The sequence below is a fragment of the Haloarcula vallismortis ATCC 29715 genome, from assembly GCF_000337775.1.
Taxonomy (GTDB): Archaea; Halobacteriota; Halobacteria; order Halobacteriales; family Haloarculaceae; genus Haloarcula; species Haloarcula vallismortis.
This window is the reverse complement of record NZ_AOLQ01000069.1, coordinates 343,178-365,385: the sequence shown is the minus strand read 5'-3', so window position 1 is coordinate 365,385 and position 22,208 is coordinate 343,178. Positions and strand designations below refer to the sequence as shown.

20 protein-coding genes are annotated in these 22,208 nt (G+C 63.3%); 10 read left to right on the top strand and 10 right to left on the bottom strand.

Annotated features, from left to right (window positions below; genetic code table 11):
* Nucleotides 1-518 precede the first annotated feature (518 nt).
* Both C437_RS18825 and C437_RS18820 read right to left on the bottom strand, forming a co-directional pair.
* The gene (locus C437_RS18825) at nt 519-854 is read right to left on the bottom strand and encodes a DUF7113 family protein (RefSeq protein ID WP_004518601.1); all 336 of its coding nucleotides are present in this window, start codon (nt 852-854) and stop codon (nt 519-521) included.
* A gap of 43 nt (nt 855-897) precedes the next feature.
* The gene (locus C437_RS18820; protein WP_241431717.1) at nt 898-1,659 is read right to left on the bottom strand and encodes an endonuclease/exonuclease/phosphatase family protein; all 762 of its coding nucleotides are present in this window, start codon (nt 1,657-1,659) and stop codon (nt 898-900) included.
* Nucleotides 1,660-1,776: 117 nt separating this feature from the next.
* Here C437_RS18820 and C437_RS18815 point away from each other — a divergent pair, with 117 nt between their 5' ends.
* Together C437_RS18815 and C437_RS18810 are read left to right on the top strand one after the other, a co-directional pair.
* Nucleotides 1,777-3,624, top strand: a complete 1,848-nt coding sequence (locus C437_RS18815; protein ID WP_004518599.1) for an ATP-binding protein — start codon at nt 1,777-1,779, stop codon at nt 3,622-3,624.
* A 68-nt stretch (nt 3,625-3,692) separates the two neighbouring features.
* Nucleotides 3,693-4,124: a universal stress protein gene (locus tag C437_RS18810; RefSeq protein WP_004518598.1), complete on the top strand. Its 432-nt coding sequence runs from the start codon at nt 3,693-3,695 to the stop codon at nt 4,122-4,124.
* A gap of 2 nt (nt 4,125-4,126) precedes the next feature.
* Here C437_RS18810 and C437_RS18805 read toward each other — a convergent pair whose 3' ends face one another.
* Nucleotides 4,127-4,570: a universal stress protein gene (locus C437_RS18805; RefSeq protein WP_004518597.1), complete on the bottom strand. Its 444-nt coding sequence runs from the start codon at nt 4,568-4,570 to the stop codon at nt 4,127-4,129.
* A 157-nt stretch (nt 4,571-4,727) separates the two neighbouring features.
* Between C437_RS18805 and C437_RS18800 the strand changes: the two genes are divergently transcribed.
* Entirely contained in the window at nt 4,728-5,441 is a 714-nt protein-coding gene (locus C437_RS18800; protein WP_004518596.1) for a DUF4013 domain-containing protein, read from the top strand.
* On the opposite strand, the gene C437_RS18795 is transcribed toward C437_RS18800, so the two are convergent.
* Nucleotides 5,438-6,565 (bottom strand): KaiC domain-containing protein, encoded by a 1,128-nt coding sequence (locus C437_RS18795; protein ID WP_004518595.1) that lies wholly within the window; start codon nt 6,563-6,565, stop codon nt 5,438-5,440. The two genes, C437_RS18800 and C437_RS18795, sit on opposite strands and share 4 nt — an antisense overlap.
* A gap of 109 nt (nt 6,566-6,674) precedes the next feature.
* On the opposite strand from C437_RS18795, the gene C437_RS18790 reads away from it, so the two are divergent.
* The gene (locus tag C437_RS18790) at nt 6,675-7,526 is read left to right on the top strand and encodes an NAD(+)/NADH kinase (RefSeq protein WP_004518594.1); all 852 of its coding nucleotides are present in this window, start codon (nt 6,675-6,677) and stop codon (nt 7,524-7,526) included.
* On the opposite strand, the gene C437_RS18785 is transcribed toward C437_RS18790, so the two are convergent.
* Together C437_RS18785 and C437_RS18780 are read right to left on the bottom strand one after the other, a co-directional pair.
* Entirely contained in the window at nt 7,523-7,810 is a 288-nt protein-coding gene (locus C437_RS18785) for a hypothetical protein (protein WP_004518593.1), read from the bottom strand. The two genes, C437_RS18790 and C437_RS18785, sit on opposite strands and share 4 nt — an antisense overlap.
* A 76-nt stretch (nt 7,811-7,886) precedes the next feature.
* The gene (locus tag C437_RS18780; protein WP_004518592.1) at nt 7,887-8,495 is read right to left on the bottom strand and encodes a hypothetical protein; all 609 of its coding nucleotides are present in this window, start codon (nt 8,493-8,495) and stop codon (nt 7,887-7,889) included.
* A 124-nt stretch (nt 8,496-8,619) separates the two neighbouring features.
* Here C437_RS18780 and C437_RS18775 point away from each other — a divergent pair, with 124 nt between their 5' ends.
* On the top strand, nt 8,620-9,162 hold the full coding sequence (locus C437_RS18775) for a response regulator (RefSeq protein ID WP_004518591.1): 543 nt from the start codon (nt 8,620-8,622) through the stop codon (nt 9,160-9,162).
* Here the strand turns inward: C437_RS18775 and C437_RS18770 are convergent.
* The gene (locus C437_RS18770; RefSeq protein ID WP_004518590.1) at nt 9,159-9,779 is read right to left on the bottom strand and encodes a TetR/AcrR family transcriptional regulator; all 621 of its coding nucleotides are present in this window, start codon (nt 9,777-9,779) and stop codon (nt 9,159-9,161) included. The two genes, C437_RS18775 and C437_RS18770, sit on opposite strands and share 4 nt — an antisense overlap.
* A 202-nt stretch (nt 9,780-9,981) precedes the next feature.
* Between C437_RS18770 and C437_RS18765 the strand changes: the two genes are divergently transcribed.
* The 3 genes from C437_RS18765 (at nt 9,982) to C437_RS18755 (ending at nt 15,920) form a co-directional block, all read left to right on the top strand.
* Nucleotides 9,982-11,907 carry a COG1361 S-layer family protein gene (locus C437_RS18765; RefSeq protein WP_004518589.1) on the top strand — a complete coding sequence of 642 codons (1,926 nt, stop codon included), beginning with the start codon at nt 9,982-9,984 and terminating at the stop codon, nt 11,905-11,907.
* 3 nt (nt 11,908-11,910) lie between these two features.
* Nucleotides 11,911-14,427 (top strand): efflux RND transporter permease subunit, encoded by a 2,517-nt coding sequence (locus tag C437_RS18760; RefSeq protein WP_004518588.1) that lies wholly within the window; start codon nt 11,911-11,913, stop codon nt 14,425-14,427.
* Nucleotides 14,428-14,519: 92 nt separating this feature from the next.
* Complete coding sequence (locus C437_RS18755) at nt 14,520-15,920, top strand: dihydrolipoyl dehydrogenase family protein (protein WP_004518587.1); 1,401 nt, start codon at nt 14,520-14,522, stop codon at nt 15,918-15,920.
* On the opposite strand, the gene C437_RS18750 is transcribed toward C437_RS18755, so the two are convergent.
* The 3 genes from C437_RS18750 to C437_RS18740 all read right to left on the bottom strand — a co-directional run bounded on the left by C437_RS18750 (nt 15,915) and on the right by C437_RS18740 (nt 19,773).
* The gene (locus C437_RS18750) at nt 15,915-17,840 is read right to left on the bottom strand and encodes a hybrid sensor histidine kinase/response regulator (protein WP_004518586.1); all 1,926 of its coding nucleotides are present in this window, start codon (nt 17,838-17,840) and stop codon (nt 15,915-15,917) included. The two genes, C437_RS18755 and C437_RS18750, sit on opposite strands and share 6 nt — an antisense overlap.
* Nucleotides 17,841-17,927: 87 nt before the next feature.
* Nucleotides 17,928-18,656 (bottom strand): 5-formyltetrahydrofolate cyclo-ligase, encoded by a 729-nt coding sequence (locus tag C437_RS18745; RefSeq protein WP_004518585.1) that lies wholly within the window; start codon nt 18,654-18,656, stop codon nt 17,928-17,930.
* Nucleotides 18,657-18,660: 4 nt separating this feature from the next.
* Entirely contained in the window at nt 18,661-19,773 is a 1,113-nt protein-coding gene (locus tag C437_RS18740) for a PGF-CTERM-anchored ABC transporter substrate-binding protein (RefSeq protein WP_004518584.1), read from the bottom strand.
* Nucleotides 19,774-19,831: 58 nt separating this feature from the next.
* On the opposite strand from C437_RS18740, the gene btuC reads away from it, so the two are divergent.
* Both btuC and C437_RS18730 read left to right on the top strand, forming a co-directional pair.
* Nucleotides 19,832-20,902 carry a vitamin B12 ABC transporter permease BtuC gene (btuC, locus tag C437_RS18735; RefSeq protein ID WP_004518583.1) on the top strand — a complete coding sequence of 357 codons (1,071 nt, stop codon included), beginning with the start codon at nt 19,832-19,834 and terminating at the stop codon, nt 20,900-20,902.
* Nucleotides 20,899-22,170, top strand: a complete 1,272-nt coding sequence (locus tag C437_RS18730) for a heme ABC transporter ATP-binding protein (RefSeq protein ID WP_049919892.1) — start codon at nt 20,899-20,901, stop codon at nt 22,168-22,170. Before btuC ends, C437_RS18730 begins: the two co-directional genes overlap by 4 nt.
* Nucleotides 22,171-22,208: the final 38 nt, after the last annotated feature.

The following is a 22,208-nucleotide window of genomic DNA, read 5'->3' as shown; positions in this document are numbered from 1 at the left end:
CTCTCAACAAGCGAAGTAACAGACCGAGAGTCAGTGTCATCGCCACAATGACTGTAACCGCAACAATGAGTGTTCCTATCCCAATCATATGCGGTTTCGGGGAACCTTGCCAAAGAAATTCCCGGTATGGAACCCTGCTGTCCGGATAAATCCGGTTAGTCAGTGCAACGTCTACCAGCATAATCTACTGAAAGTGGCTATTTCGAACGCGTGCAACAGGCCATCCAGTTAAAAAGATTAGACATATATCGTGTGAAATGTTAGGCATCGTCGAACGCTATTTGATACTGATGAGTTCAGAGCGGTACAACTGTCCGAACTGCGGCGCAGGATTGAGCTACCAGACGACGAAGCACAACGGCTGTCCGAACTGCAGTTTCGTTCCGCCACACAGCGCTGAGTAACCAATCTAGTCGGGTTGCAGGGACAATACGCACCCCTACGTGTCGGTCGGTCCGTCGGAAGAGAGATGCAAACAACTCCATGGGAGCCACTCCAGAACCCTCACAGCGAGCCAGCTACGCCGTCTCGGCCTGTTGCACCGTCACGTCTACGGTCTCGCCGGCCACGCCGAGCCGGGCGAACTGCGTTCGGACGTGTTCCTTGGCCGCGTTGATGGCCGCATCGCGCGTCTCGAAGCCGCGGGGCATCGGGGATTCGAAAGCGATTCGGATCTCCCGGTCGTCGATGGTCTGGACCTGACCGCCGCTTTCGACCTCGTAGAAGGCGTCACAGACCCAGACGTAGGGCGTCCCCTCGTCCGGCGCGCCGCTGAACTCGGGCGGTTCCTCGCCCGGCTCGTACAGCGTCCCGGTCAGCGCTGTCCCGCCTGCCGTCCCCCGAATAAGCAACATAGTTCGACGTAGGGGCCCCAGTGGCAAAAGATTCGCCCTCGGGTCAGGGCTCGCAGTCGACCACGACAGGCAGGTGATCGGAGCCGTAATGGTCGTCGTCGCGGTCGGCAACGACCGCTCGGGTGTTGACGGCCACATCCTCGCTGACGAACACGTGGTCGATACCCATCTCGGGAATGAGGTCGTGGAAGTCCGTCCGACTCGTCGTCGGGCCGTGGGTGACGGTCGCTGTGTCGCGGGCGTCGACGAGCCTGCGGCCGTCCGGGAGTTCGTGTCCGTCGGCGCGTTCGTAGGCCGGCTCACCGACCACGCAGTTGAAGTCACCCATCAACACCGCAGGCGCATCCCGAGCGACAGAGTCGAGATGGTCGAGTACCAGTTCAATTCCCTCGGTCCGCGCAGCGGTGCCCTGATGGTCCAGATGCGTGTTCAGACACAGCAGGTCGTCGCCGGTGTCGCGGTCACGGAGGCGGGCCCAGGTCGCCACGCGGGGATAGGCGGCGTCCCAGCCGACGCTGCTCGGCTCGGCGGGCTGTTCAGAGAGCCAGAAGGTATTCGTTGCCGCACAGTCGAAGCGCTCGGTCTGGTAGCCGATGGCCGTGTGCTCCCCGCCGGCGTCGACGGAGTCACGCGGGTCACCGACCCACTCGTAGCCGTCGAGCAACACCTCTAGCTCCCGGAGCTGGTGGGCCATCGCCTCCTGAATCCCGATAATAGCAGGGTTGTGATACTGAATTATCCCCGACACCAGCTCCCGCCTGTGGGGCCACCCATCTACCCCATCTCCGGCGGTGTCGTACCGCACATTGAAAGACATCACCCGCGTCGGCTTCATATGCGTTCGTTGACAGCCACCCGGGTAAGGTTTCACATTCATGCTGCCGGGGAAAGGTGTTAATCCCCGGCTACCCTGAACTGGGGTATGTCCGACCTCGGGGATTTCACTGATTTCGACGGCGACGACGCGGCGGCCGAGAGCGAGGCCGCCGATTCGGCTGCGACGACCGACGACGGCGACCGAGCTGTCGACGCGTCGGGGGGCACAGACCCGACACAATCTGTAGACGACGACTTCGAAGATATGGACGTGACACCGGCCGGAACAGACACCGGTCTCGGTGTCCTTTCGGCGGCGAACGGCCTCCGGATCAGCGAGGAAGCGGAGGAAACGGTTCTTCGGGCGTATGTCACCGCGCGGAACCGCTCGCGCCTGCGTATCGGCACGTATCTGCTCGTCCCATATCCAGGGGGAGAACGCCTGTTCTGTCGCATCAAGGCCCTGGAGTACGCACAGGAATTCCACGCCGACGACGCGACGGAAATCCACGCCCGGCGGGCGATGCGCGAGCGGGGCATCGACGAGCGGGATTTCAAGTTCATCGCGGAGCTGGAGCCGGTCGCGGTGCTCTACTCCGACGGCGGCGAACTCAAACGACGGATGACCGACCGGGTGCCCAAGCCCGAAACCGTCGTCCGGGAGGCCACCGACAAATCCGAGATCAAGACCGGCCTGAAGATTCCGGAGGACGGCGTCTTCCTGGGCCATCTCGCTGTCGGTGGCGAGAAGGTCCGGACAGCCGCCGAGCCGCCGACCATCGACTACCGGCTGAAAGACGACTACGACGCCGGCGACCCGCTCGTGTTCCGGCACACCCTCGTCGCGGGCGGGACCGGGTCGGGGAAGACCCACAGTTCCAAGAACGTCCTGCGGCAGTATCTCGGCCGGACCTACGAGATGGGCGACGGTCGGACGCCCGAACTCGCCGTGGTCCAGTTCGACCCTCAGGACGAGTACGCCCAGATGCACGACGACAACCCCGCGATGACCGACGAGTTCGAACGCCGCTGTGAGCGGGAAGGCGTCGCCTACGGCGGCCACGACAACACCATCGCGTTCGTCCCGAAGGTGGCCGGGGCCGACTACAACGCTAGCCACCACCGCGCCGAGCAGGTGGAGTTCACCATCCCGTTCTCGCTCGTCCACGACAACCCCTGGCTCATCGCCGGCTCGAGCCTGAACGACAACCAGTACGGCGCGCTGGTGAACACGCTGCTTCCGCGATTTAAGCGCGAATACGGCGAGGGCGGCACGTACAGCGACTTCCGGACCTTCCTCGGGGACCCCGCGCTCAAGGAGGAACTTGACGAAGCGGGCGACGTCCACGAGGCCACGTTCGACGCAGTCAAGCGCCGCGTCCAGGGATTCGGGGCCGTCTTCGACCAGGACGCCCGCCCGATTACAGACCAGATATCGCAGTTCGTCCGCGACGGCGGCCTGACGGTCATCCCGACGTACCACATCACGGACTCACGGACGGCATCGACAATCGTGCTGGCCGTCTCCAGCCTGCTCATCGACCAGAAGCTCTCGAACGACCCGGACTACGACCGCATCAAGGAGACGCCGCTCGTGCTCGGGATGGACGAGGCCCACAACTTCCTCACCGACGCCGACAGCGTCCAGGGCCGCAAGGTCATCGGGAAATTCACCGAGGCCGCCAAACAGGGCCGAAAGGAGCGTCTGGGCCTGTATCTCATCACGCAGGACCCACAGGACATCGCTGACCCGGTGTTCAAGCAGATCAACACGACGATGGTGCTCAATCTCGGCGACGAAGACGCAATTTCGGCGGTGAACATCCCCAGCAATCTGGAATCGAAGGTCCCCTACATGGAGAAAGGCCAGCGGGTCGTCTACTCACCTGACAACTCCGAGCCGGTGGAACTCATCGGCCTGTCGACATGTGTGACCCGCCACGGGCGGGACTGACAGACACAGGCTAACTCATCGATTGCAGCGGGCCGAAGATTCAAACCGGCCCCAGCGGAAGTGGGCATATGGCAAAGCGCATCCTCGTTCCGGTCGATAGTTCAGATCAAGCATCGGTAGCCTGTGAGTTCGCAGCCGAGGAACATCCGGATGCGACCATTGTTCTCTTGCACGTCATCAACCCCGCAGAGGCCGGCTACAGCGCGGAGGCATCAATCCCCTCCTTCTCAGAGGAGTGGTACGAAAAACAGAAAGCCACAGCAGAGGGCCTGCTCGACGAGCTTGAAGCAGAAGTGACCGAGACCGGTGTCGAGTCTGTCGAACGGGTCATCGAGGTCGGGCGACCGACGAAGGTCATCGTGGAGTACGCGGACGACCACGAAATCAGCCAGATAGTCATGGGGAGCCACGGCCGCTCGGGGATGTCCCGCATTCTGCTGGGGAGCGTCGCTGAGATCGTCGTTAGAAGGGCGTCTATCCCCGTAACTGTCGTCAGATAGCGCTACGGGTGCCGGACGATATGGACATCGTACTGCGGGTCTTCGGACACCGGTGAACCGACGCTACAGACTGGCGTCGACACCCGTCCGGCGTTCTCACTGCCGATGAACACGATTGAGGCCCCTTCGTCGTGCGCGACTTCTCTGATTGTCCGGGTGATATCCGTCGTCGTCGATGCCATCGAGCTTACGTCTTCTGGGACCTCGTAGCGGAACGACGCCATCGGGGCGACCGATTCGGCCTGTTCTCGCATCCGGTCGGCGATGGTCTCGACAGCGAATGTCTCATCGGCGTCGATCCAGCCACGCTCCCGCGCGTAGGCCGCGTCGTCCGGGATGACAGACAGTGCAGTAACATCCTCCTCGCGGTAGTCTGCGAACTCCATTGCCCGCGTTAGCGCGGCTTTCGACAGGACCGAGCCGTCGAAGGGAACGAGTAGTACCATATCCTACCTGTCGCCCGGTTGTGATTTATTGGTTCCGCAAGCTAGCGCGATGTGAGAGCAATCGTGTTGGGACCGACACATCGCAGTCCTGCGGTAAGCCGAGCGAATAACCCGGCAAGGTGTCTGTAACTAATTATGAGGAATGTGACCAAGGGTCATGGAGTCGCTCGAAGATACACTCAGATATCCCATGGAAGACGACGACTGGACGACGACTGTACTCATCGGCGGCGTCCTCAGCCTTCTCTCGTTCCTCGTCGTCCCTGTCATACTCGTGTACGGCTATCTCGTTCAGGCAATCGGTGAACGAGCAGACGGAGCGACACAGCCACCGGCGTTCGAAGACTGGGGCGAACTACTCGTCGACGGGCTCAAGGCCTGGCTCATCAGCATCGTGTACATGCTCGTCCCGCTGGTCGTGTTCGGAGTGACCGTCGGCGGCAGCCTGTTCGCGATGGCGACCGGGACCCGCGCCGGGGCAGGGGCCGGTCTGGCCGGTTTGTTTGGCGGGCTGGCGATATCATTCGTCCTGTCGCTGGTGTTTGGCTACGTGGCGACGGCGGCCATCATCCACTTCGCCTGTACCGGCGATTTCGGTGCCGGGTTCGACTTCGGGACGTTGCGGACGCTGGTCCTGTCGCCGGAGTATGCGACGCCGTGGCTGGTCTCGATTGCGCTGTTCATCGCCGTCAACGTCGTGGTGAACTTGCTCAATGTGATTCCGTTCCTCGGGTCACTCCTCGCCGTGGTTCTCAGTCCGTTCGCCACCTTCTACGTGCTGGTCGTCGCGACGGACCTCTGGGCCGGCGGCTACAACGCGGCCCTCGACGAGCAGGATGAACCGGAGTCGGTCGGGACGGCGACGGCTTAGAAGATGTTTGCCTGCTGGTAGACCGAGATACCGTCGTTGGTTATCTCGTAGGGCTTCGTCTCCCGCGAGTGGTTCGCGTTCCGTATCTTCTGGATTTCCACAGCGAGTCGCGTCTCGCCGGTGTCTGACCGGACGTACTGCAGGATGAACACGGCGTCGGTCAGGTATTCGATGATGCCGTGTCTGGACGCGAAGGGGTTGCTCTCGCTGGCCTCGGAGACGAGCATCGTCGTCACGCCGGCTTGCTTCAGCGACCGTGTGAAATCGAACACTTCAGTGCGCCGACGGGACTGGTCGTCGTACATCATTTCGAGCAGCGAGACGGAGTCGAGGACCAGTCGGTCAGCGCCGAACTTCTCGATGAGCGCCGGCAGCTCACCGCGAATGTTGTCGAGGCTGTTTGCCATCTCGACCGGGTCGAGGTCGACAATCGCTAGCTGCCCCTGTTCTTCGTATTCCTCGAATCCCCAGCCGCGGTCACCGGCGGTGTCCAGTATCGCATCGTGGGACTGTTCAAGCGTCAAAAATACCGCGCTCTCTCCGTTCCGGAGGCCATGGTGAAGGAACTGCAGTCCGAACGTCGTCTTCCCGGTTCCGGCCGAACCGATGGTGACGATGAGGTGGCGCTGTGGAATCCCACCCTGAATCATCTGGTCGAGGCCTTCGATACCGATGTCGACCCGCGGGATGTCGGACTCGAACTCCTCCTCGAAGTCGCTACCGCTGTCACCGTCGCCGCTGCCAGCAGACTCGAAGGCGGTGGCGAAGTCGTCGTCGAAGAGCCCGCCGCCGTCGTCGCTGGAGGGGTCGGCCTCTGCGTCGACGGTGCTACTCCCACCGCTGCTGAAGGGGTCACCGCCGCCGCCGTCATCGAACGGACTGCTGTCACTGTCCGCATCAGCGACGGCGCTTCCGTCGTCACCGAACGGGTTGCTATCAGCACTGCTACTGTCGTCGTCACTGTCACCCTCAGCCAGCCCAGTGTCCGCAGGCGCCGACTCCTCGGCGTCGCTCTCTGCTGCTGTCACCGGAGTCTCGTCGGCGTCCCTCGGTTGGCTGTCGCCGTTCTCGTCGTCCAGCGCGCTTTCGAACCAGTCGTCGTCGGACTCGTCGTCCCCGCTCATACGTCCGACCACCAGCCACACGAACGGCCCATGGAAGGGGATACGCGTCGGGACTGATATAATTGCCGTCGAAGAGGGTTTATATGTGGCTGGCCGGAAGGTCCGAGCAATGACTGTCGGTATCGTCGCACAGCGGGACAACGACCGGGCCATGTCGCTTGCGAGTACACTGTGTGACCGACTGCGCGCCACGTCGGCGGCCGTCGTCGTCGACCAAACGACTGCCGGGGCGCTGGGTGACCACGACGCGTGGGAGGCCGCTGTGCCGGATTCGGCCCCAGTCGAGGACATGTCCGCCTGTGACCTTGTCGTGAGTATCGGCGGCGACGGAACCTTCCTGTACGCGGCCCGCGGCGCGGGGTCGACACCAATACTGGGCGTCAATCTCGGTGAAGTCGGCTTTCTGAACGCTATCGCACCTGAGGAAGCCGTTGAGACGGTTGTCGCGGAGGTCGAACACATCCAGAAGACCGGGAGCGCACGGACGCGAGCCAAGCCGCGGCTACAGGCCAGCGGCGACGACTGGGAGCTCTCGCCGGCGCTGAACGAGGTCGTCGTTCAGGGCGAGCGTCGCGGTCACGGCGGCGGGGCCACAGTCGACGTGTACGTCGATGACTCGCTGTACACGTCCGGCCACGCCGACGGCGTGCTCGTGGCGACACCCACCGGCTCGACAGCGTACAACCTCAGCGAACGCGGCCCGCTCGTCCACCCTGACGTGGCCGGCCTCATCATCACCGGGATGGCGGACGAGATGGGGACCCCGCCGCTGGTCGTCGACGTCGACAGCGAAGTCAGCATCGAACTCACGGACGCCAACAGCGGCGTCGTCGTCAGTGACGGACGAGTCAGAAAGAGCGTGGTTCCGCCGGAGCGAATCACAATCTCGCGTGCGGGCGAACCGGTCCGGCTTGCCGGGCCTCCGCTTGACTTTTTCACCGCACTGGACAAGCTGGCCTAACGCCGGCCGACGGCATACAGCACCGGTGCGAGAACGAGCAGCACCAGACCGAACAGTTTGTACTGGAACGACGACGCAAGGACGCTCCCGCTGTTTGGTTCCATCGCCGACGCCGGCGTAATCACGAGCAGTGCGCCCAGCGCAATCGTATGTAGTCCCAGCATCCGGAGCGACCGTTGCGGGAGAATTGCGACGAGCCCACCGACAAAGCCGAGCAACAGGACATCACCGATGGTGTAGTTCAGCAGGAAACTATCGATGAGTTGCAGCGGTGACGCGAGCATTCCTATCCAGAATCTCGCCGGGATGGAATCTTTAAAGTTCCGTTACGCCGCCGACGTGCGGGTGGCGTTCGGCCGTTCAGTCGACCGCTGTCCCCAGCGGTGTAAGCAGGAGGTAGCCGGTCGAGGGAGCGCCAGCCGTCCGCAGTCGAAACTGCGTCGGTTCGTCAGGTGCCGTCGAGAGGGCGACGACATCGAGGTCAGCTGTGCTGACCGTCTCGGCGTCCACTTCGTCGATACCAGCCACGAGCAGTGCCTCTGAAAGGGCTGTCCCGGTGAGCCGGTCGGACGGCACGTCGAACGCTGTCCCGAAGGCCTCGTTGGCCGCACGCACGACCGGACCATGACCCTCGTCGGCGAAGTACAACACCGGGTCCGGATGCCCGTCGAAAAGGTCGACCGGCTGTGGCTCCGGTGTTTGCTCGGCATCTGCAGACACTGTCATCGTCTCGTCGGTCATCTCGCCGGGCGAGTCAGTCACCAGAAGGTAGGAAACGCCGCCCAGTCCGCCGCCAAGCGCCAGACCGAGTCCGACAGTGACCTGTTCCGAGAGCCCGAGTGAGAACACTGACTGGACCACCAGCGCGACGGTGGCGAGCACGACCGCCCCTGCCCCTATCCACCCGACTACGGCCGCGAGGCTGCCAAGACGGTGTCGACCGCCTGTGTCCGCCGACGACTTGCTCATCGGTGTATACTCAATGGGCCATCGGTTAACGCTTTTCGAGAGGCGGTTGCCGATAAGACATATACAGTTGCCAGCTCTAGAGCCGTATAATACCGTGTCCAGAACAAGAGGCGGCCCACCTCGGGTGCTCGTCGTCGACGACGAACACGACGTCGCAGACACGCAGGCTCTGAAGCTCGGCGAGCGCTACGAGACGACTGTCGTGTACAGTGGCCAGGCGGCACTCGACACAGCCGGTCGGAAGTTCGACGCTGTGTTGCTCGACCGACGAATGCCCGACGTACACGGGGACGACGTGCTGTCGCGGCTGCGCGAGCGGGGATACGACGGTGTCATCATTATGCTGACCGCGGTTGACGCCGACCTGAACATTCTGGAGATGCCCTTCGACGACTACCTCCAGAAGCCGGTCGAGCAGTCGACGCTCCTGTCGGCGCTCGATCAGCATCTCGACAGGCCCGAGGAAGACGATAGACTCGATGAGTACTTCCGGATTTCCTCGAAGCTCTCCGTGCTGGAACGGGACAAGTCCGCGTCACAGTTGGAATCGAGTGCCGAGTACACGGAGCTGAAAGAGCGTGCCAGAGAACTGGAGTGGGTGCTGCAAGCCGAAAACGACGATTTCGAGGAGCTAAAGGAGACGCACCAGTCTATCAGCCGAAGCTAAGTGTCGAGAATCAGCGTCTCTTCGATGTACTCGTCGATAGTGTCCCGAATCTCGGCGACAGGGTTGTCATTACGTGTCGCGCTCTGAAGAATCACGCCGTCGAGTATCGTGATCATGAACCGCGAGACCGTCTCGGGATTGACATCGGCGAAGACCCCCTGTTCGATGCCGTCCTCGATTATGTGTACGAGTTGTCGGGTGAACAGTTCGTCCGTCTCGGTGAACTTTTCACGGAACTCCGGATTCTGGACTGCCTGAGCACGCATCTCGATGTACGACCCGAGTACGGCGTTCTTTTCGGGCGTCTCGACGCAGTCGGGAAAGTCATCGAGAACGAGACTGACAAACGTCTGGATGTCCTGTTCGGGGTCGCCGGTCGATTCGACTTGAAAGATGCGGTTAAACTCCGTGAGGATGAACTCCTGAAAGGACAACAGGAGGTCCTCCTTCCCATCGAAGTGGTGATAGAACGTCGATTTACTGAGGTCTGCCTCGTCCGCGATTCGCTGTATCGAAAGTCCGGCGTACCCGTATTCCCGGAGGGCACGGAACGTGGCCCGCATTATCGCCTCATGCGAGTCCGCTGGCTCCCCGGCAAACGGAATTCCATCACTCATCCCGACCGAATATTCGTTCGGGAAGTAAATATCTTCCCACTGTTACTGAACCACAACGTTGATAGGCGACCGAACGTTCGTTCGATGTACACGGTTCGGGCGGGAGTCTGCACAGACGTATGTGGGTACGTATCCCGATCTCAGACATGACATCCGCTCCGGACAGAAACAACGGCAAGGAATGTCCGAAGTATCCCTACGCATGAAACCACGAACATTACTGACGCTGGCTGTTGTCGCATTGCTCATGGCGTCCGGAACGGCAATCGGTGCCGTCACTGGGAGCCCAGACCTTGATGCAACGTTCGTCGATAACACTGTTACGCCCGGTGAAGAGACGACACTCGACGTTGTGCTCGTCAACAGCGGAACGGTCGACTCTGGTCCGACGACGCAGGCTGCTAAGAGCAGCGAGGTAACGACCGCTCGCGGGACCACAGTCAGAGTCAACGACGGAGACGCGCCAATTACCGTGACAACGAACAAGCAGGCCGTCGGGTCCGTCCCGGAAGGCAAGACGAACCCGATTTCTTTCGAAGTGAGCGTCGATGACGACGCAAGTCCCGGCGACTACACCGTTCCTGTCATCGTCAAATACGAATACACGAGCTTTATCGCGGAAGACAGCGGTGCACGGGAGGAATCGACTACAACCGAACGAATCGAACTCGAGCTCGAAATCGACGACGACGCAGCCTTTGACGTGGTGGACGTCGACTCCGGCGCGCGCGTCGATTCGGTCGGGACGGTCGCAGTTACCGTCGAAAACACTGGTGACGACCCAGCCCGAGAAGCCTCGGTAACACTGGCATCGACGAACCCTGAACTCACAGTCGGTAGCGACACCAGTAGCTCCCGGTTCATCGACACTTGGGAGGCCGGTGAACAGCGAACGCTCCGGTACCGCGTCGGTACGAGCAGTGATGCCAGAGCTGAACCGTACCAGTTCGATCTTCAGGTCGACTTCGACGACACGGACGGGGTGCGAAAGAGTACGTCCGCCTCTTCGCTCGGTATCACACCTGCACGCGAGCAGACATTCAGCGTCCGGGGCGTCGACAGCGACGTCTCAGTCGGCGATTCGGGGACGTACAACGTCACGCTCCACAACGACGGGCCAGTGGCTGTCAGAGATGCCACGGTCTCCCTGCGCTCACAGAGCAGCGAAATCGCGTTCGGCCAGTCCAACTCCGCCGAGCAGTACATCGGGACGTGGAAACCCGGAGAGACTCGCACCATCAGCGTCGACGCGTCCGCAAGCGAGGACGCGTCCGTCAGAGGATATGCGATCTCCGCCACGGTCGGCTACAAGGATCCGGAGGGCGACAGCGGCGTTGACGACAATATCGCACTCGGAATCCGACCGGAACCCGAACAGTCCTTCGAGATGAGTGATGTGGAATCGACACTCCAGGCGGGCGACGACGGGACCATCGAAGCGTCCCTGACCAACACCGGCGACCGGACGGTCCGCAACGTCGTCCTGAACTGGGCCAGCGACAACGACAACATCTCGCCGAAGGAGACCCAGTACGCGGTCGGCGACCTCGAACCGGGCGAGTCGACGACTGTCTCGTTCGACGCCGACGTGTCGGATAACGCGAACGCCGGCCCGCGGCAGTTCGACTTCGTCGCCAACTACCGCAACAGCGAGGGCGACAGGCGCGAGAGCGACACGCTCGAAATCCGGCAGAGCGTCGACGGCAGCGCCGACGAGTTCATCGTCGAGACGACGAACGCGTCCGTCGACGTTGGCGGGTCCAGCACGCTCGCAGTGACCATCACCAACGACGCCGGTGAGCGACTGACCGATATCGAGGCAAAGCTGTTCGCCGAGTCCCCGATCTCTGTGTCAGACGACCAAGCGTACGTCGACAGCCTCGACCAGGGTGAGTCGGCGACCATCGAGTTCGGTATCAGCGCAAGCGGTTCCGCGATGACGAAAAGCTACCCTGTCTCGGTGGACTTCCAGTACGAGGAGCCGGATGGAGACACGCCGGTGTCCGACACATACCGGCTTCCCGTCTCTGTGACCAACTCCGGCGGTGGCGGCTCGCCGCTGACGGCGATTGTCGGCGTCGCACTCGTGGCCGCCCTGGCCATCGGCGGCTACTTCAGGTTCCGCTAACGCATGGACTACCAGCGCTACATCGACTGGGCGGACGACCGCATCGTCAACGATTCACGGAAGGTGGTCCTCGTCTTCTTGGTCGTGACGGTGATCTTCAGCGCCGGCCTCGGGAGCGTCTCGACCAATTCCGGGACGTCGCAGTTTACGACTGATCTCCCGGCCGAGGAGGCGCTACAGGAGGTCAACGACAAGTTCTCACCGACCTTCTCCCCGGATACCGGGAGCACACAGCTCATCCAGCAGGAGAACAACGTGCTCTCGAAGCCGGCGTTGCTCCGGATGCTCAGGTCACAGCATCGGTTAGAACAGCACGGACAGCTCCGTGTCACATCGACCTCAAGCGCCGCCAGCATCGTCGCCCAACAGCTAAACCCGGAGGCGACGACGACTGAACAGCAGATCTATGCGGTCGAATCCGCGACGTCGGGCGAGATCGATGCCGCTGCTCGACGCGCGGCCGAACAGAACCCCCGGTTCGAATCGCTACTGAGCAAGGATTTCAACCGCAAGGCCGCCTCAGCGTCGGCGACAATCGGCGTCGTCACCCACGAGGTCCCGGCCGGAATCTCCTCCGGATCAGGCCAGGGCGGTTCGAGCCCGCTGACGAGCATCCAGAAGCAGGCCGGGTTCACTGTCGCCAGCGCAGACAACGGTGGCATTACCCTGTTCGGCAGCGGTATCGTCGCTGACGAGTTCTCGAACGTCGTCGGCGACTCGCTCATCCTGACCGTCCCCGCAGCAGTGCTGTTCATCCTGTTCTTCCTGACGATTGCCTACCGCGACCTCGCGGACATGGCACTCGGTCTGCTCGCGCTGTTTATGGCCGTCGTCTGGACGTTCGGTTTCATGGGGCTTGCCGGCATCCCCTTCTCGCAGATGCTTATTGCCGTGCCGCCGCTGTTACTGGCGGTCGGTATCGACTTCGGGATTCACGCCGTCAACCGGTACCGCGAGGAGCGCGAGACCGGGGCATCCATCCAGCAGTCGATGCGGATCACGACTGACCAGTTGCTTGTCGCCTTCTTCATCGTGACCGGGACGACAGTCATCGGGTTCGCAGCGAACCTCACCAGCGCGCTACCGCCGATTCAGGACTTCGGCTACGTGGCCTCTGTCGGTATCATCTTCACCTTCCTCATTTTCGGGGTGTTCCTGCCCGCCGCGAAGGTGGAGCTAGACCGGCTCCGACAGAAGTATCCTATCCCGACGTTCAGCGAAACACCGCTGGGGGCCGAGGATTCGGCACTCAGTGGCGTGTTGCGCGGCGGTGTCGTCATCGCGAATCGCGCCCCGGTTATCTTCCTCGTACTCATCCTCGTGTCGACGGTGGGAGCCAGCTACTACGCCACTGGCGTCTCGACGTCGTTCAGCCAGGAGGACTTCCTGCCGCCCGAGGAGAACCCGGACTTCGTCGAAGCGCTGCCGGAGCCGTTCGCTCCGAGCGAATACACCGTCACGGAGGTGACGAACTTCCTCGACGACCGGTTCGATACCACTCAGTCCAGTCAGGCGACGGTGTACGTAGAGGGACCAATGCGGAACGACGCGGCGCTCGAACAGATATATCGGGCGGGTGACAACCCGCCGGACTCGTTCGTCCGAGAGGACAGGCGCGCCGATTCGACGTCTATCGTCACGGTCATTCAGGACCGAGCAGCAGAAGACCCCGAGTTCCGCCGGATGGTCGAGCGCAACGACCGGAATGACAATGGGGTCCCGGACGATAACCTCGAGCAGATATACGAGTATCTGCTCGACTCCCCCGCCCGTAGTACGGCGATAGAATACATCACCGAGGACTACCGGAGCGCACGTGTCGTCTACACGGTCGAGTCGGATGCGACCGACGCCGAAGTGACCGAGGACACGCGCAGCGTTGCCGACGACTTCCGATATGAGGCGACAGCGACCGGCTCGATCATCGTGTTCCAGGCTGTCTCGGACCTCATTCTGGAGTCAGCTATCCAGTCGCTTGCGATTGCACTGGTCGGGTCAGCGTTGTTCCTCATCCTCATGTACAATATGCTGGAGGGGCGGCCGTCGCTTGGCCTCGTGAACATCATCCCCGTCGTCGTCACTGTGGCGTGGCTCGGCGGGACGATGCGGCTGCTCAGTATCCCGTTCAACGCGCTCACAGCGACGATGTTGGCGATAACGATCGGGCTGGGTGTCGACTACTCGGTCCACGTCACCCACCGGTTCGCTGACGAGTTCGACGAAAACGACCTCGAGACGGCACTGGACCTGACTGTTCGCGGGACCGGCGGCGCGCTGTTCGGGAGTATGCTCACCACGACCTTCGGTATCGGCGTGCTCGGGCTGGCTGTGTTCCCCGCAATCGGCCAGTTCGGCATCCTGACAGCGATGTCGATCGGCTACGCCTTCCTCGCGTCCATTCTGGTGATCCCCTCCGCACTCGTCGTCTGGGACCGGGTGTTCAACGCTGACTGGTCTGTCCGTGGCGTGCTCGGGTTCGGGCGGTCGCGGCCACCCACGCCCGTCGACGGCGACGATTGAACCGCGACCCCGAGGCACGACCGCCCGCCGGTCGTGTCCGGGCAAAACACGCCACTGAAGCCTTTATTTGACGCCGTCGCTCTAGCACTCGTATGACTCACGTCGTTATCATCGGCGCGTATGGGAGTGCCGGAGCCGCAGTGGCCGGCGACCTTGTCGAGGAAGAGGGCATCGAACTCACACTCATCGACAACGGCGAGCCCGGCGGTGGCCTCTGTATCCTTCGTGGCTGTATGCCGTCCAAAGAAGTGCTCTCCGCAGGCGCCCACCGCTTCCAGGCGCGCCACGACGACCGTCTCGTCGGCGACGTGCCCGAAGTCGATCTGGAGGCCGTCGTTGAACGCAAGGACGACCACGTACTCGGCTGGGCCGGACACCGTCGTGATTCTGTCCACGAGATGGCCGAGCGCGACGACGTAACCTTCATTCACGACACTGCCACGTTCGTCGATGAGCACACAGTCCGGGCCGGCGGCGAGGAGCACGAAGCCGACTACGTCGTCATCGCGACCGGCTCCAGCGTGAACGTCCCGGACACGCCCGGCATCGACGAGGTCGACTTCATGACGAGCGACCAGGTGCTCGACGCCACCGAGTTCCCCGACTCTGGCATCGTAATGGGCTTTGGATACATCGGGATGGAACTGGTCCCATATCTCGCCGAAGCCGGCGGGATGGAACTCACCGTTATCGAGCACGACGACCGACCCATCGACGAGGGCGACCCGGAGTTCGGCGACGAGGCGCTTGATATCTACGAGGAGAACTGGGACGTGACCATTCCGACGAACTGTTATGAAAAGGAACTGGAGGAGACTGAAGACGGCGGCGTCCGACTCACCGTCGAGTACGACGACGGCAGCGAGGAGACGTTCGAGGCCGACCAGCTGTTCCTCTTTACCGGCCGCCGCCCGACCGTCGACGGGCTGGGTCTGGAGAACACGCCCGTCTCCGTCGAAGGTGACTGGGCGAAAGACACGATGCAGACCCGCGACGCCGACCACATCTACGCCGTCGGCGACGTCAACGGCAAGGAGCCGATTCTCCACGTCGCCAAGGAGCAGGGCTTCACCGCGGCCGAAAACATCGTCCGACAGGAAGCCGGTGGCTCGCTCAATGAATACCGAAACGTCCACCACCACGTCATCTTCTCTGGGCTGGGCGTCTACCCGTTCGCTCGCGTCGGGCACAACGAGGAGACTGCAACGGAAGCGGGCTATGACACCGTCACGGCGACGCGACAGGCCAGCGACGACGGCGTGTTCAAATCGAAGGACGTGCCCGAGGGGCTGGCGAAACTCGTCGTCGACGCCGACGATGGGACGGTACTGGGCTGGCAGGGGATGCACTACCACGCCGACAGTTTCGCCAAGACGTTCCAGATTATCGTCGAACTCGGGCTCGACGTGCGCGACCTCCCGGACCGGGCCTACCACCCGACGCTCCCGGAGAACGTCGACGGGCTCATCCGGGACTGCGTCGACCAGCTATAAGCGGTCGACCTGGATGCCGATCACGTCGAAGCGCGTGCCGCCGGCTTCACTTTCCGAGACGGTGATCCGGGCACCGTGTGCGTCGACGATTTCGGAGACGATAGCCAGCCCGAAGCCGGTTCCTTCGTCGCTCGTGGTGTAGCCGCGTTCGAACACCTTGTCGCGCTCGTCCTCGGGAATCCCCGGGCCGTCGTCCGCGACGTAGAACCCCCGTTCGTTCGAGAGCGTCCCGACGCGAACGGTCACGGGGCCGTCGCTGTGCTCTACGGCATTGCGGAAGAGGTTTTCAAACAGCTGCTGGAGCCGTGTCTGGTCGCCCGTGATTTCCGCATCCGTATCACCCCATTCAAGCGTCGCGTCCGAGCTCTCGACGGTGTCCCAGGCGGCGGTAATGATATCATCTAACGACGTTTCGGTCGCGTCGATGACCTTGTGGCCGCCGCGAGCGAGGGCAAGCACGTCGTCAATGAGTTCGTCCATCCGTTCGAGCGACCGCCGGAGCGATTCGATGTGCTCCGGGTCCCCGTCGTATTCCTCATCGACAAGGGTGAGCCGCCCGAACGCGACGTTGAGTGGGTTCCGGAGGTCGTGGCTGACGACGCTGGCGAAATCCTCCAGACGGTTTCGCTCACGGGTGAGTTCCTGCTCGCGGCGTTCGCGCTCCTGTTCGTAGCTGACCCAGTTCCCCATCAGTTCGACGAGCGTGACTTCCCACTCGGAGAAGGATTCGCGGGGCTCCGTACCGTAGAAGCAGAACGTGCCGTACACCGAGCCATCGACGATAACGGGCGTTCCAAGGTAACAGGAGACGCCCATTTCGGTGTAGCCCGCTCTTTCAGCCAGGTCTGGTCGGTCTTCGGCGATATCAGCGAGCACCAGCGTCTGCTCCTCGACGACGGCTCGCTCGCAGTTCGTCGCATCTAGCGGGACTGCATCGCCCGCCTCAGTGGCCCCCGTCGGGTCGTAGACGACTTCGAAGACGTACCTGTCGCCGTCAATGTGTGAGAGGGCGGCTGTGTCTGTCCCGAGGACATCCTGCCCGATTTCTAGCAGGCGTCCGACCTTCTCCTCGAACACAAGGTCTTTGCGGGAGATGACCCGGTAAATCTCTCGGAGCGTCCGTTCTCTGCTTCTAATCTCCTTCTCGTGTTTGTGGCGCTTGGTGATATCACGGAAGTACACCGAAATCCCAGTCGACGACGGGTAGACGGACACTTCGAACCACGTCTGCAGCGGCTCGAAGTACGCCTCGAACGAGGTGGGCTCCTGCTGTGTCATCGCCTGCCGGTACTGCTTGCTGAACTCCGTTCCCTCCACTGACGGGATTGCCTCCCAGAGGTTGCGCCCCAGCAGGCCAGTGGTGTCCCCGTCCACCCCCATCGCACGACCGATGACACGCCTGCCGCGCTCGTTGGCGTAGGTAAACTCCCAGTCCTCGTTAAGCGCAAAGAACGCGTCGGTCATCCGGTCGAGAATGTCCGCCTCCTCCTGATAGCGGGCGACGGCCGAGGTGATCCGTTGCCGGAGCAGTTCCGTCTGCTCGGAGAGGGGCGTCTTCGTCACGTAGTCCGTGACGCCGACTGAAATAGCGTTGCTCGCCACGCTCTCGTCGCCGTCGTCGGTGAAGAGCAGGAACGGGAGGTCCGGCGACCGGTCTCTGACGGCCCGTAACAGTTTGACCCCGTCCTGATCGGGGAGCCGATACTCACTGACGACGCAGTTAAACGAGGCGTCGTCAAGGGCATCTAGCGCCGCCGATGCGCTCTCACACACCGTCACAGTGAATTCGTCAGCGCTCCCGCTCAGTGTCTCCTTGACCGCCGTGATATCGTCACAATCCGAGTCGACATAGAGGACGCGTAGCCGCTCAGCAGCGCCATCGCCCCCGTGACGGTTTGACGCGGCCACGGGTGTGTCCATATGCATTGCAAGGCAGGTAGGGGTAAAGATGTACCGCCGGTAAGCTTGCATTACCAGGGTTGTACCCCAGCTATAACCGCTGAAAACTCAGTCCGGCTGCCGCGCCGCGAGTACCGGAATCTTGTCGATTCGGTCCGCCGAAAGCGCGTGCCAGTCGACGCCTGTTGGCGTCGTGTGCGTGGTCGCCGTCTCGACAGTTCGGTCCGGCGTCACGACCCAGTCCATCGGCACGTCGTGGGCATCGATAGGCACGGTTGTGTCAACGACGCCCTCGGGACCGCCGACAATCTGGAGTTCGTGGACCGTCGTCACGACCGGCGTCGTCTCGTCGACCAGCCCCAGTTCCCGGAGGACGGCGTATTCGAGGTCGCTATACCCCTCGCCCTTTCCGACACGCGCGCCGTCCTCGGTGACCGCGACCGACCCCGACACGACGAGGTCGACGCTCCCGACCGCCTCGGGGCCGACCTGTCGCGCGTGGTCGGCGACGTTCGAAACCGCCGGTGCCGCTTCGATATCGTCCAGTTCGGCGGGGTCGAGTTCGTAGAAGCATCGCTCGTCCCGGAGCCGCGGCACGGCCATATACACGGTCTTGCCGGCCCGCAGCGCCGCCCGCCGGACCGGAAGCTGTGGCGAGTCCGGGTTCGCCTTGACCGTCTCAGCGGCGTCCCAGACGGCTGTCTCGGTCAGGCGCTGGGCGGCCTCGCTTGCCCCCTCGAAGTTCGGAATCCGGTCGTGTGGCGGGAACGGGAACCGGGCGATACCCTGCGCTTCCAGCGCATCCCAGACCGCTTCGCGGATAGTCTGTTTGTCCATGGCGCTATAGCCTCCGACCGGCAAGTGTGCCAATCAGCGTGAGCACTGCGACGAGTGTCACGATGGCCGTGAATCCGGGGCCGCTGGCGGCGGTCGTGGACTGGTCGTTGCTCGGCGTGTGGTCTGCGGGCGTCGGCTCATCCGTCCGGGTCGTGCTTCGCGATTCCGTCTCGGTCGCCATCACGGCCGACCGGGGAACGTAGCTGTCATCGTCGTAGCGGTCCGGGTAGAGCTGTGCGGTGGCGTTGTGCGCGAATGAGACCACGCTCCGCGGGGCAGGCTGATTGATGTCCCGTACCTGTACGGCGACCGTCGAATTGGTGTCGCCCGCGGTCGTGCTGGCGTAGGGCTCGGTCGTCGCGATGGTCGCCGTGTTCTCGGTGACAAAGAGCACGTCCGGGTCGAGCTGGAGAATGACTTCGTCGCTGAGCTGTGGGTACTGCGTGTGGTTGCGAGCCGCGACGTTCTCCGCGCCAGCGAGCTCGATGAGCGACGTGACGAAGGTGTTGCCCGCCGCCACGTACCCCCCACCCAGCGGGTACAGCGCCGTCGGTCGGTCCTCGGCGTCCGCTGTGACCTGCCGAACGACATCGACATTCGCGTCCATCCAGGCGTTTGCCTCGGCCGCGCCTCCGCAGTTCCCGGTCAGGCGGCCGATGGTCGTTGTCTTTGCCCGGATGTCCTCGATAGTCGTCGCGGCGGGGAGGTGATACACCGTCAGCCCGGCCTGCCGGAGCGGGGCCACGTCACCGGCGCTGGCGTTCGGCGCAATCACCAGATCCGGGTTCGTGCTGACGACACGCTCGACGTTAACGCCGAAGCTCGCCGAGACGTTCGTTCGGCTCTCAGCGCCGTCGAGATAGCTCGCGTACTGTGTGAGCCCGACCACCTGCGAGCGCCCACCGATCTCCCACATCGTCTGTGCGGCCGAAGGGTTGGTCGTCGTGACTCGTTCCGGGCGCTCCTCGATAGTGACCTCGGTCCCAGTGGCGTCGGTCATCGTGACCGGGAACGAGCAGTCGTCGGCCTGCGTGTCAGCCGTTGCTGTGGCCGGAGCGACACCCGCAAGCGAGCCGACAAGCAAGACAAAGACACACGCGAGAGAAAGTCGTCGCATGCTCTATGCGGGTGCCAGGAGCAATAAATACTTATCTACTGCAAGTGGGCTTTCATACATGCGTTTCGCGGGTCGGACCGTCGGCTGGTCGGCAGGGCTCGTCGCCGTCCTCTGTGCCGTGGTGACGACGAGCGCCGGCATCGGCCCGGTGTGGATTCCGCCCGGAGTCGTCGGGAAAGTGCTGCTCAACGCCGTCGTCGTCCCAACGGGACTCTCCATCTCCGGCCCTGCCGTCGACGTGACCACGGCTCACGTGTTTTCCTACGCCGTAAGCGACCTCCAGACACAGATTGTGATGCAGGTCCGACTGCCGCGGATACTGCTCGGCGCGGTCGTCGGCTTCTCGCTGGCCGCCGCGGGGACGATCATGCAGGGCATCTTCCGGAATCCGATGGCCGACCCCTCTATCATCGGCGTCTCCTCCGGCGCAGCAGTCGGCGCGGTCGGTTTCATCGTCGCGCCGGTCGTAATCCCGTTTGGGCTGGGCCTCCGCGGCGCGGCCTTCGCGGGGGCGCTGGTCGCAGCCTTCGGCGTCTACCTCATCGCGACGCGGAACGGCCGGACGCCGGTCGCGACGCTGTTGCTGGCCGGGGTAGCGATACAGACGTTTCTGGGCGCGGTGGTCTCGTTCCTGTTGCTTCACAGCGGCGAGAGCATCCGCCGAGCGCTGTACTGGCTGATGGGCCATCTCAAGGGGGCGTCGTGGCCCGAGGTGACAACGAGCGTCGTGCTCGTCGCCATCCCGTTCGTCGCGTTGCTCGCGTACGCTCGCGACCTGAACATCATGCTGCTGGGCGAGGAAGACGCACAGAGCCTCGGCATCGAGGTCGAACGGACCAAGCGGGTCCTGCTCGCGCTGTCAGCAGTCATCACGGCGGCTGGCGTCGCTGTTGCCGGCATCGTCGGCTTCGTCGGGCTCATCGTTCCCCACGTGATGCGGCTGCTCGTCGGGCCGGACCATCGGATACTGCTCCCGACGGCGGCGCTCGCTGGTGCGTCGTTCCTCGTCGCGACGGACACGCTGGCACGCTCTGGCAGCGCCGAGGTACCGGTCGGCATCGTCACCGCTGTCCTCGGCGCGCCGTTTTTCCTGTACCTGCTCCGGAAGCGGGAGGTGCACGAGCTATGAGCGGTGCAAACGGATCCAACAGTTCAGGCCCGGGACAGGACCGCTCCGGGCCGATGCTCGACGTGTCCGACCTTGCAGTGTCCTTCGGCGAGCAGTCGGTCGTCTCGGGCGTCGATTTTACCGTCGACCGGGGGTCACTCGTCGGCCTCGTCGGTCCCAACGGCGCTGGCAAAACGACCGTCCTGCGGGCGCTCAAGGGGACGCTCGACCCGGACACTGGAACGGTTCGCGTCGACGGCGACCCCATCCGGGAGAAATCCGCGAAGGCGGTGAGTCGCCTTGTCGCGAGCACCCCACAGGGAACGGCGCTGTCGTTCGATTTCAGCGTCAGGCAGACCGTCGAGATGGGGCGGACGCCCCACCTCGGCCGCTTCGACCGGATGGGCGAGGACGACCAACGGGCCGTCGAGCGAGCGATGGAGCGTGCGAGCGTCGCCGAGTTCGCTGACCGACCGTTCACCTCGCTGTCCGGCGGCGAGCGCCAGCGCGTCCTGCTGGCCCGGGCGCTCGCACAGGAGACGCCGGTCCTCCTGCTCGATGAACCGACGGCGAGCCTCGACATCAATCACGCCGTCCGCACGCTCGAACTGGTCCGGACGCTGGTCGACGACGGGAAGACGGCCGTCGCCGCGATTCACGACCTCAATCTGGCCGCCCGGTACTGCGACGAACTGGTGTTGCTCGCCGGGGGCAGGGTCCGCGCCGCGGGCCGGCCTGCTGACGTGCTCACGAGCGACACGCTCCGTGACGCCTTCGACGCCGAAACGCTGGTGACGACCCAGCCCGGCACCGATGCGCCGCTCGTGACGCCGCTTTCCGAACGGGAGTCAGTCGCTCGTCGCGTCCACGTCATCGGGACCGGCACGCCAGCGGCTGCCGCCGTCTCGAAACTCGCTGGAGCCGGCTGCCAGGTCAGTATCGGCGTCGTTCCCGCCGGCGACACAGCCGCCGAGCGGGCCGCAGACCTCGACTGCGAGGCGGTCACGGTCCCGACCTTCGCCGGCATCGACGACGCGGCCCGGGAGCGTGCCGCCGACCTCGCCGCTGCCGCCGATGCCGTGGTGATAGCGGGCGAAACCGGCGACGGCAACAGGCCGGTCATCGAGGCGGGCAATGCTTGCCTCGCCGTCGAGAGCGGTGGGAGCGGCCACGCCAGTGGCGCTCTGGACACCGTACCGTTGGCTGGGCTCTCCGAAGCGGTGGCGTCCCTGCCGTCTGCAACGGAGCGCGACGCGGCCCGGCCGCTCGACCAATCAGCTACCGACTGAAGACCCGTCCGAGAACAGCAACACCGATACTTTTCGCT

Bases quoted from the DNA above. Each gene is read 5' to 3' on its own strand.
- C437_RS18825 (WP_004518601.1), bottom strand. From the start codon at position 854: ATGTTGCTTATTCGGGGGACGGCAGGCGGGACAGCGCTGACCGGGACG.
- C437_RS18815 (WP_004518599.1), top strand. From the start codon at position 1,777: ATGTCCGACCTCGGGGATTTCACTGATTTCGACGGCGACGACGCGGCG.
- C437_RS18810 (WP_004518598.1), top strand. From the start codon at position 3,693: ATGGCAAAGCGCATCCTCGTTCCGGTCGATAGTTCAGATCAAGCATCG.
- C437_RS18805 (WP_004518597.1), bottom strand. From the start codon at position 4,570: ATGGTACTACTCGTTCCCTTCGACGGCTCGGTCCTGTCGAAAGCCGCG.
- C437_RS18800 (WP_004518596.1), top strand. From the start codon at position 4,728: ATGGAGTCGCTCGAAGATACACTCAGATATCCCATGGAAGACGACGAC.
- C437_RS18795 (WP_004518595.1), bottom strand. From the start codon at position 6,565: ATGAGCGGGGACGACGAGTCCGACGACGACTGGTTCGAAAGCGCGCTG.
- C437_RS18790 (WP_004518594.1), top strand. From the start codon at position 6,675: ATGACTGTCGGTATCGTCGCACAGCGGGACAACGACCGGGCCATGTCG.
- C437_RS18785 (WP_004518593.1), bottom strand. From the start codon at position 7,810: ATGCTCGCGTCACCGCTGCAACTCATCGATAGTTTCCTGCTGAACTAC.
- C437_RS18780 (WP_004518592.1), bottom strand. From the start codon at position 8,495: ATGAGCAAGTCGTCGGCGGACACAGGCGGTCGACACCGTCTTGGCAGC.
- C437_RS18770 (WP_004518590.1), bottom strand. From the start codon at position 9,779: ATGAGTGATGGAATTCCGTTTGCCGGGGAGCCAGCGGACTCGCATGAG.
- C437_RS18765 (WP_004518589.1), top strand. From the start codon at position 9,982: ATGAAACCACGAACATTACTGACGCTGGCTGTTGTCGCATTGCTCATG.
- C437_RS18760 (WP_004518588.1), top strand. From the start codon at position 11,911: ATGGACTACCAGCGCTACATCGACTGGGCGGACGACCGCATCGTCAAC.
- C437_RS18755 (WP_004518587.1), top strand. From the start codon at position 14,520: ATGACTCACGTCGTTATCATCGGCGCGTATGGGAGTGCCGGAGCCGCA.
- C437_RS18750 (WP_004518586.1), bottom strand. From the start codon at position 17,840: ATGGACACACCCGTGGCCGCGTCAAACCGTCACGGGGGCGATGGCGCT.
- C437_RS18745 (WP_004518585.1), bottom strand. From the start codon at position 18,656: ATGGACAAACAGACTATCCGCGAAGCGGTCTGGGATGCGCTGGAAGCG.
- C437_RS18740 (WP_004518584.1), bottom strand. From the start codon at position 19,773: ATGCGACGACTTTCTCTCGCGTGTGTCTTTGTCTTGCTTGTCGGCTCG.
- btuC (WP_004518583.1), top strand. From the start codon at position 19,832: ATGCGTTTCGCGGGTCGGACCGTCGGCTGGTCGGCAGGGCTCGTCGCC.
- C437_RS18730 (WP_049919892.1), top strand. From the start codon at position 20,899: ATGAGCGGTGCAAACGGATCCAACAGTTCAGGCCCGGGACAGGACCGC.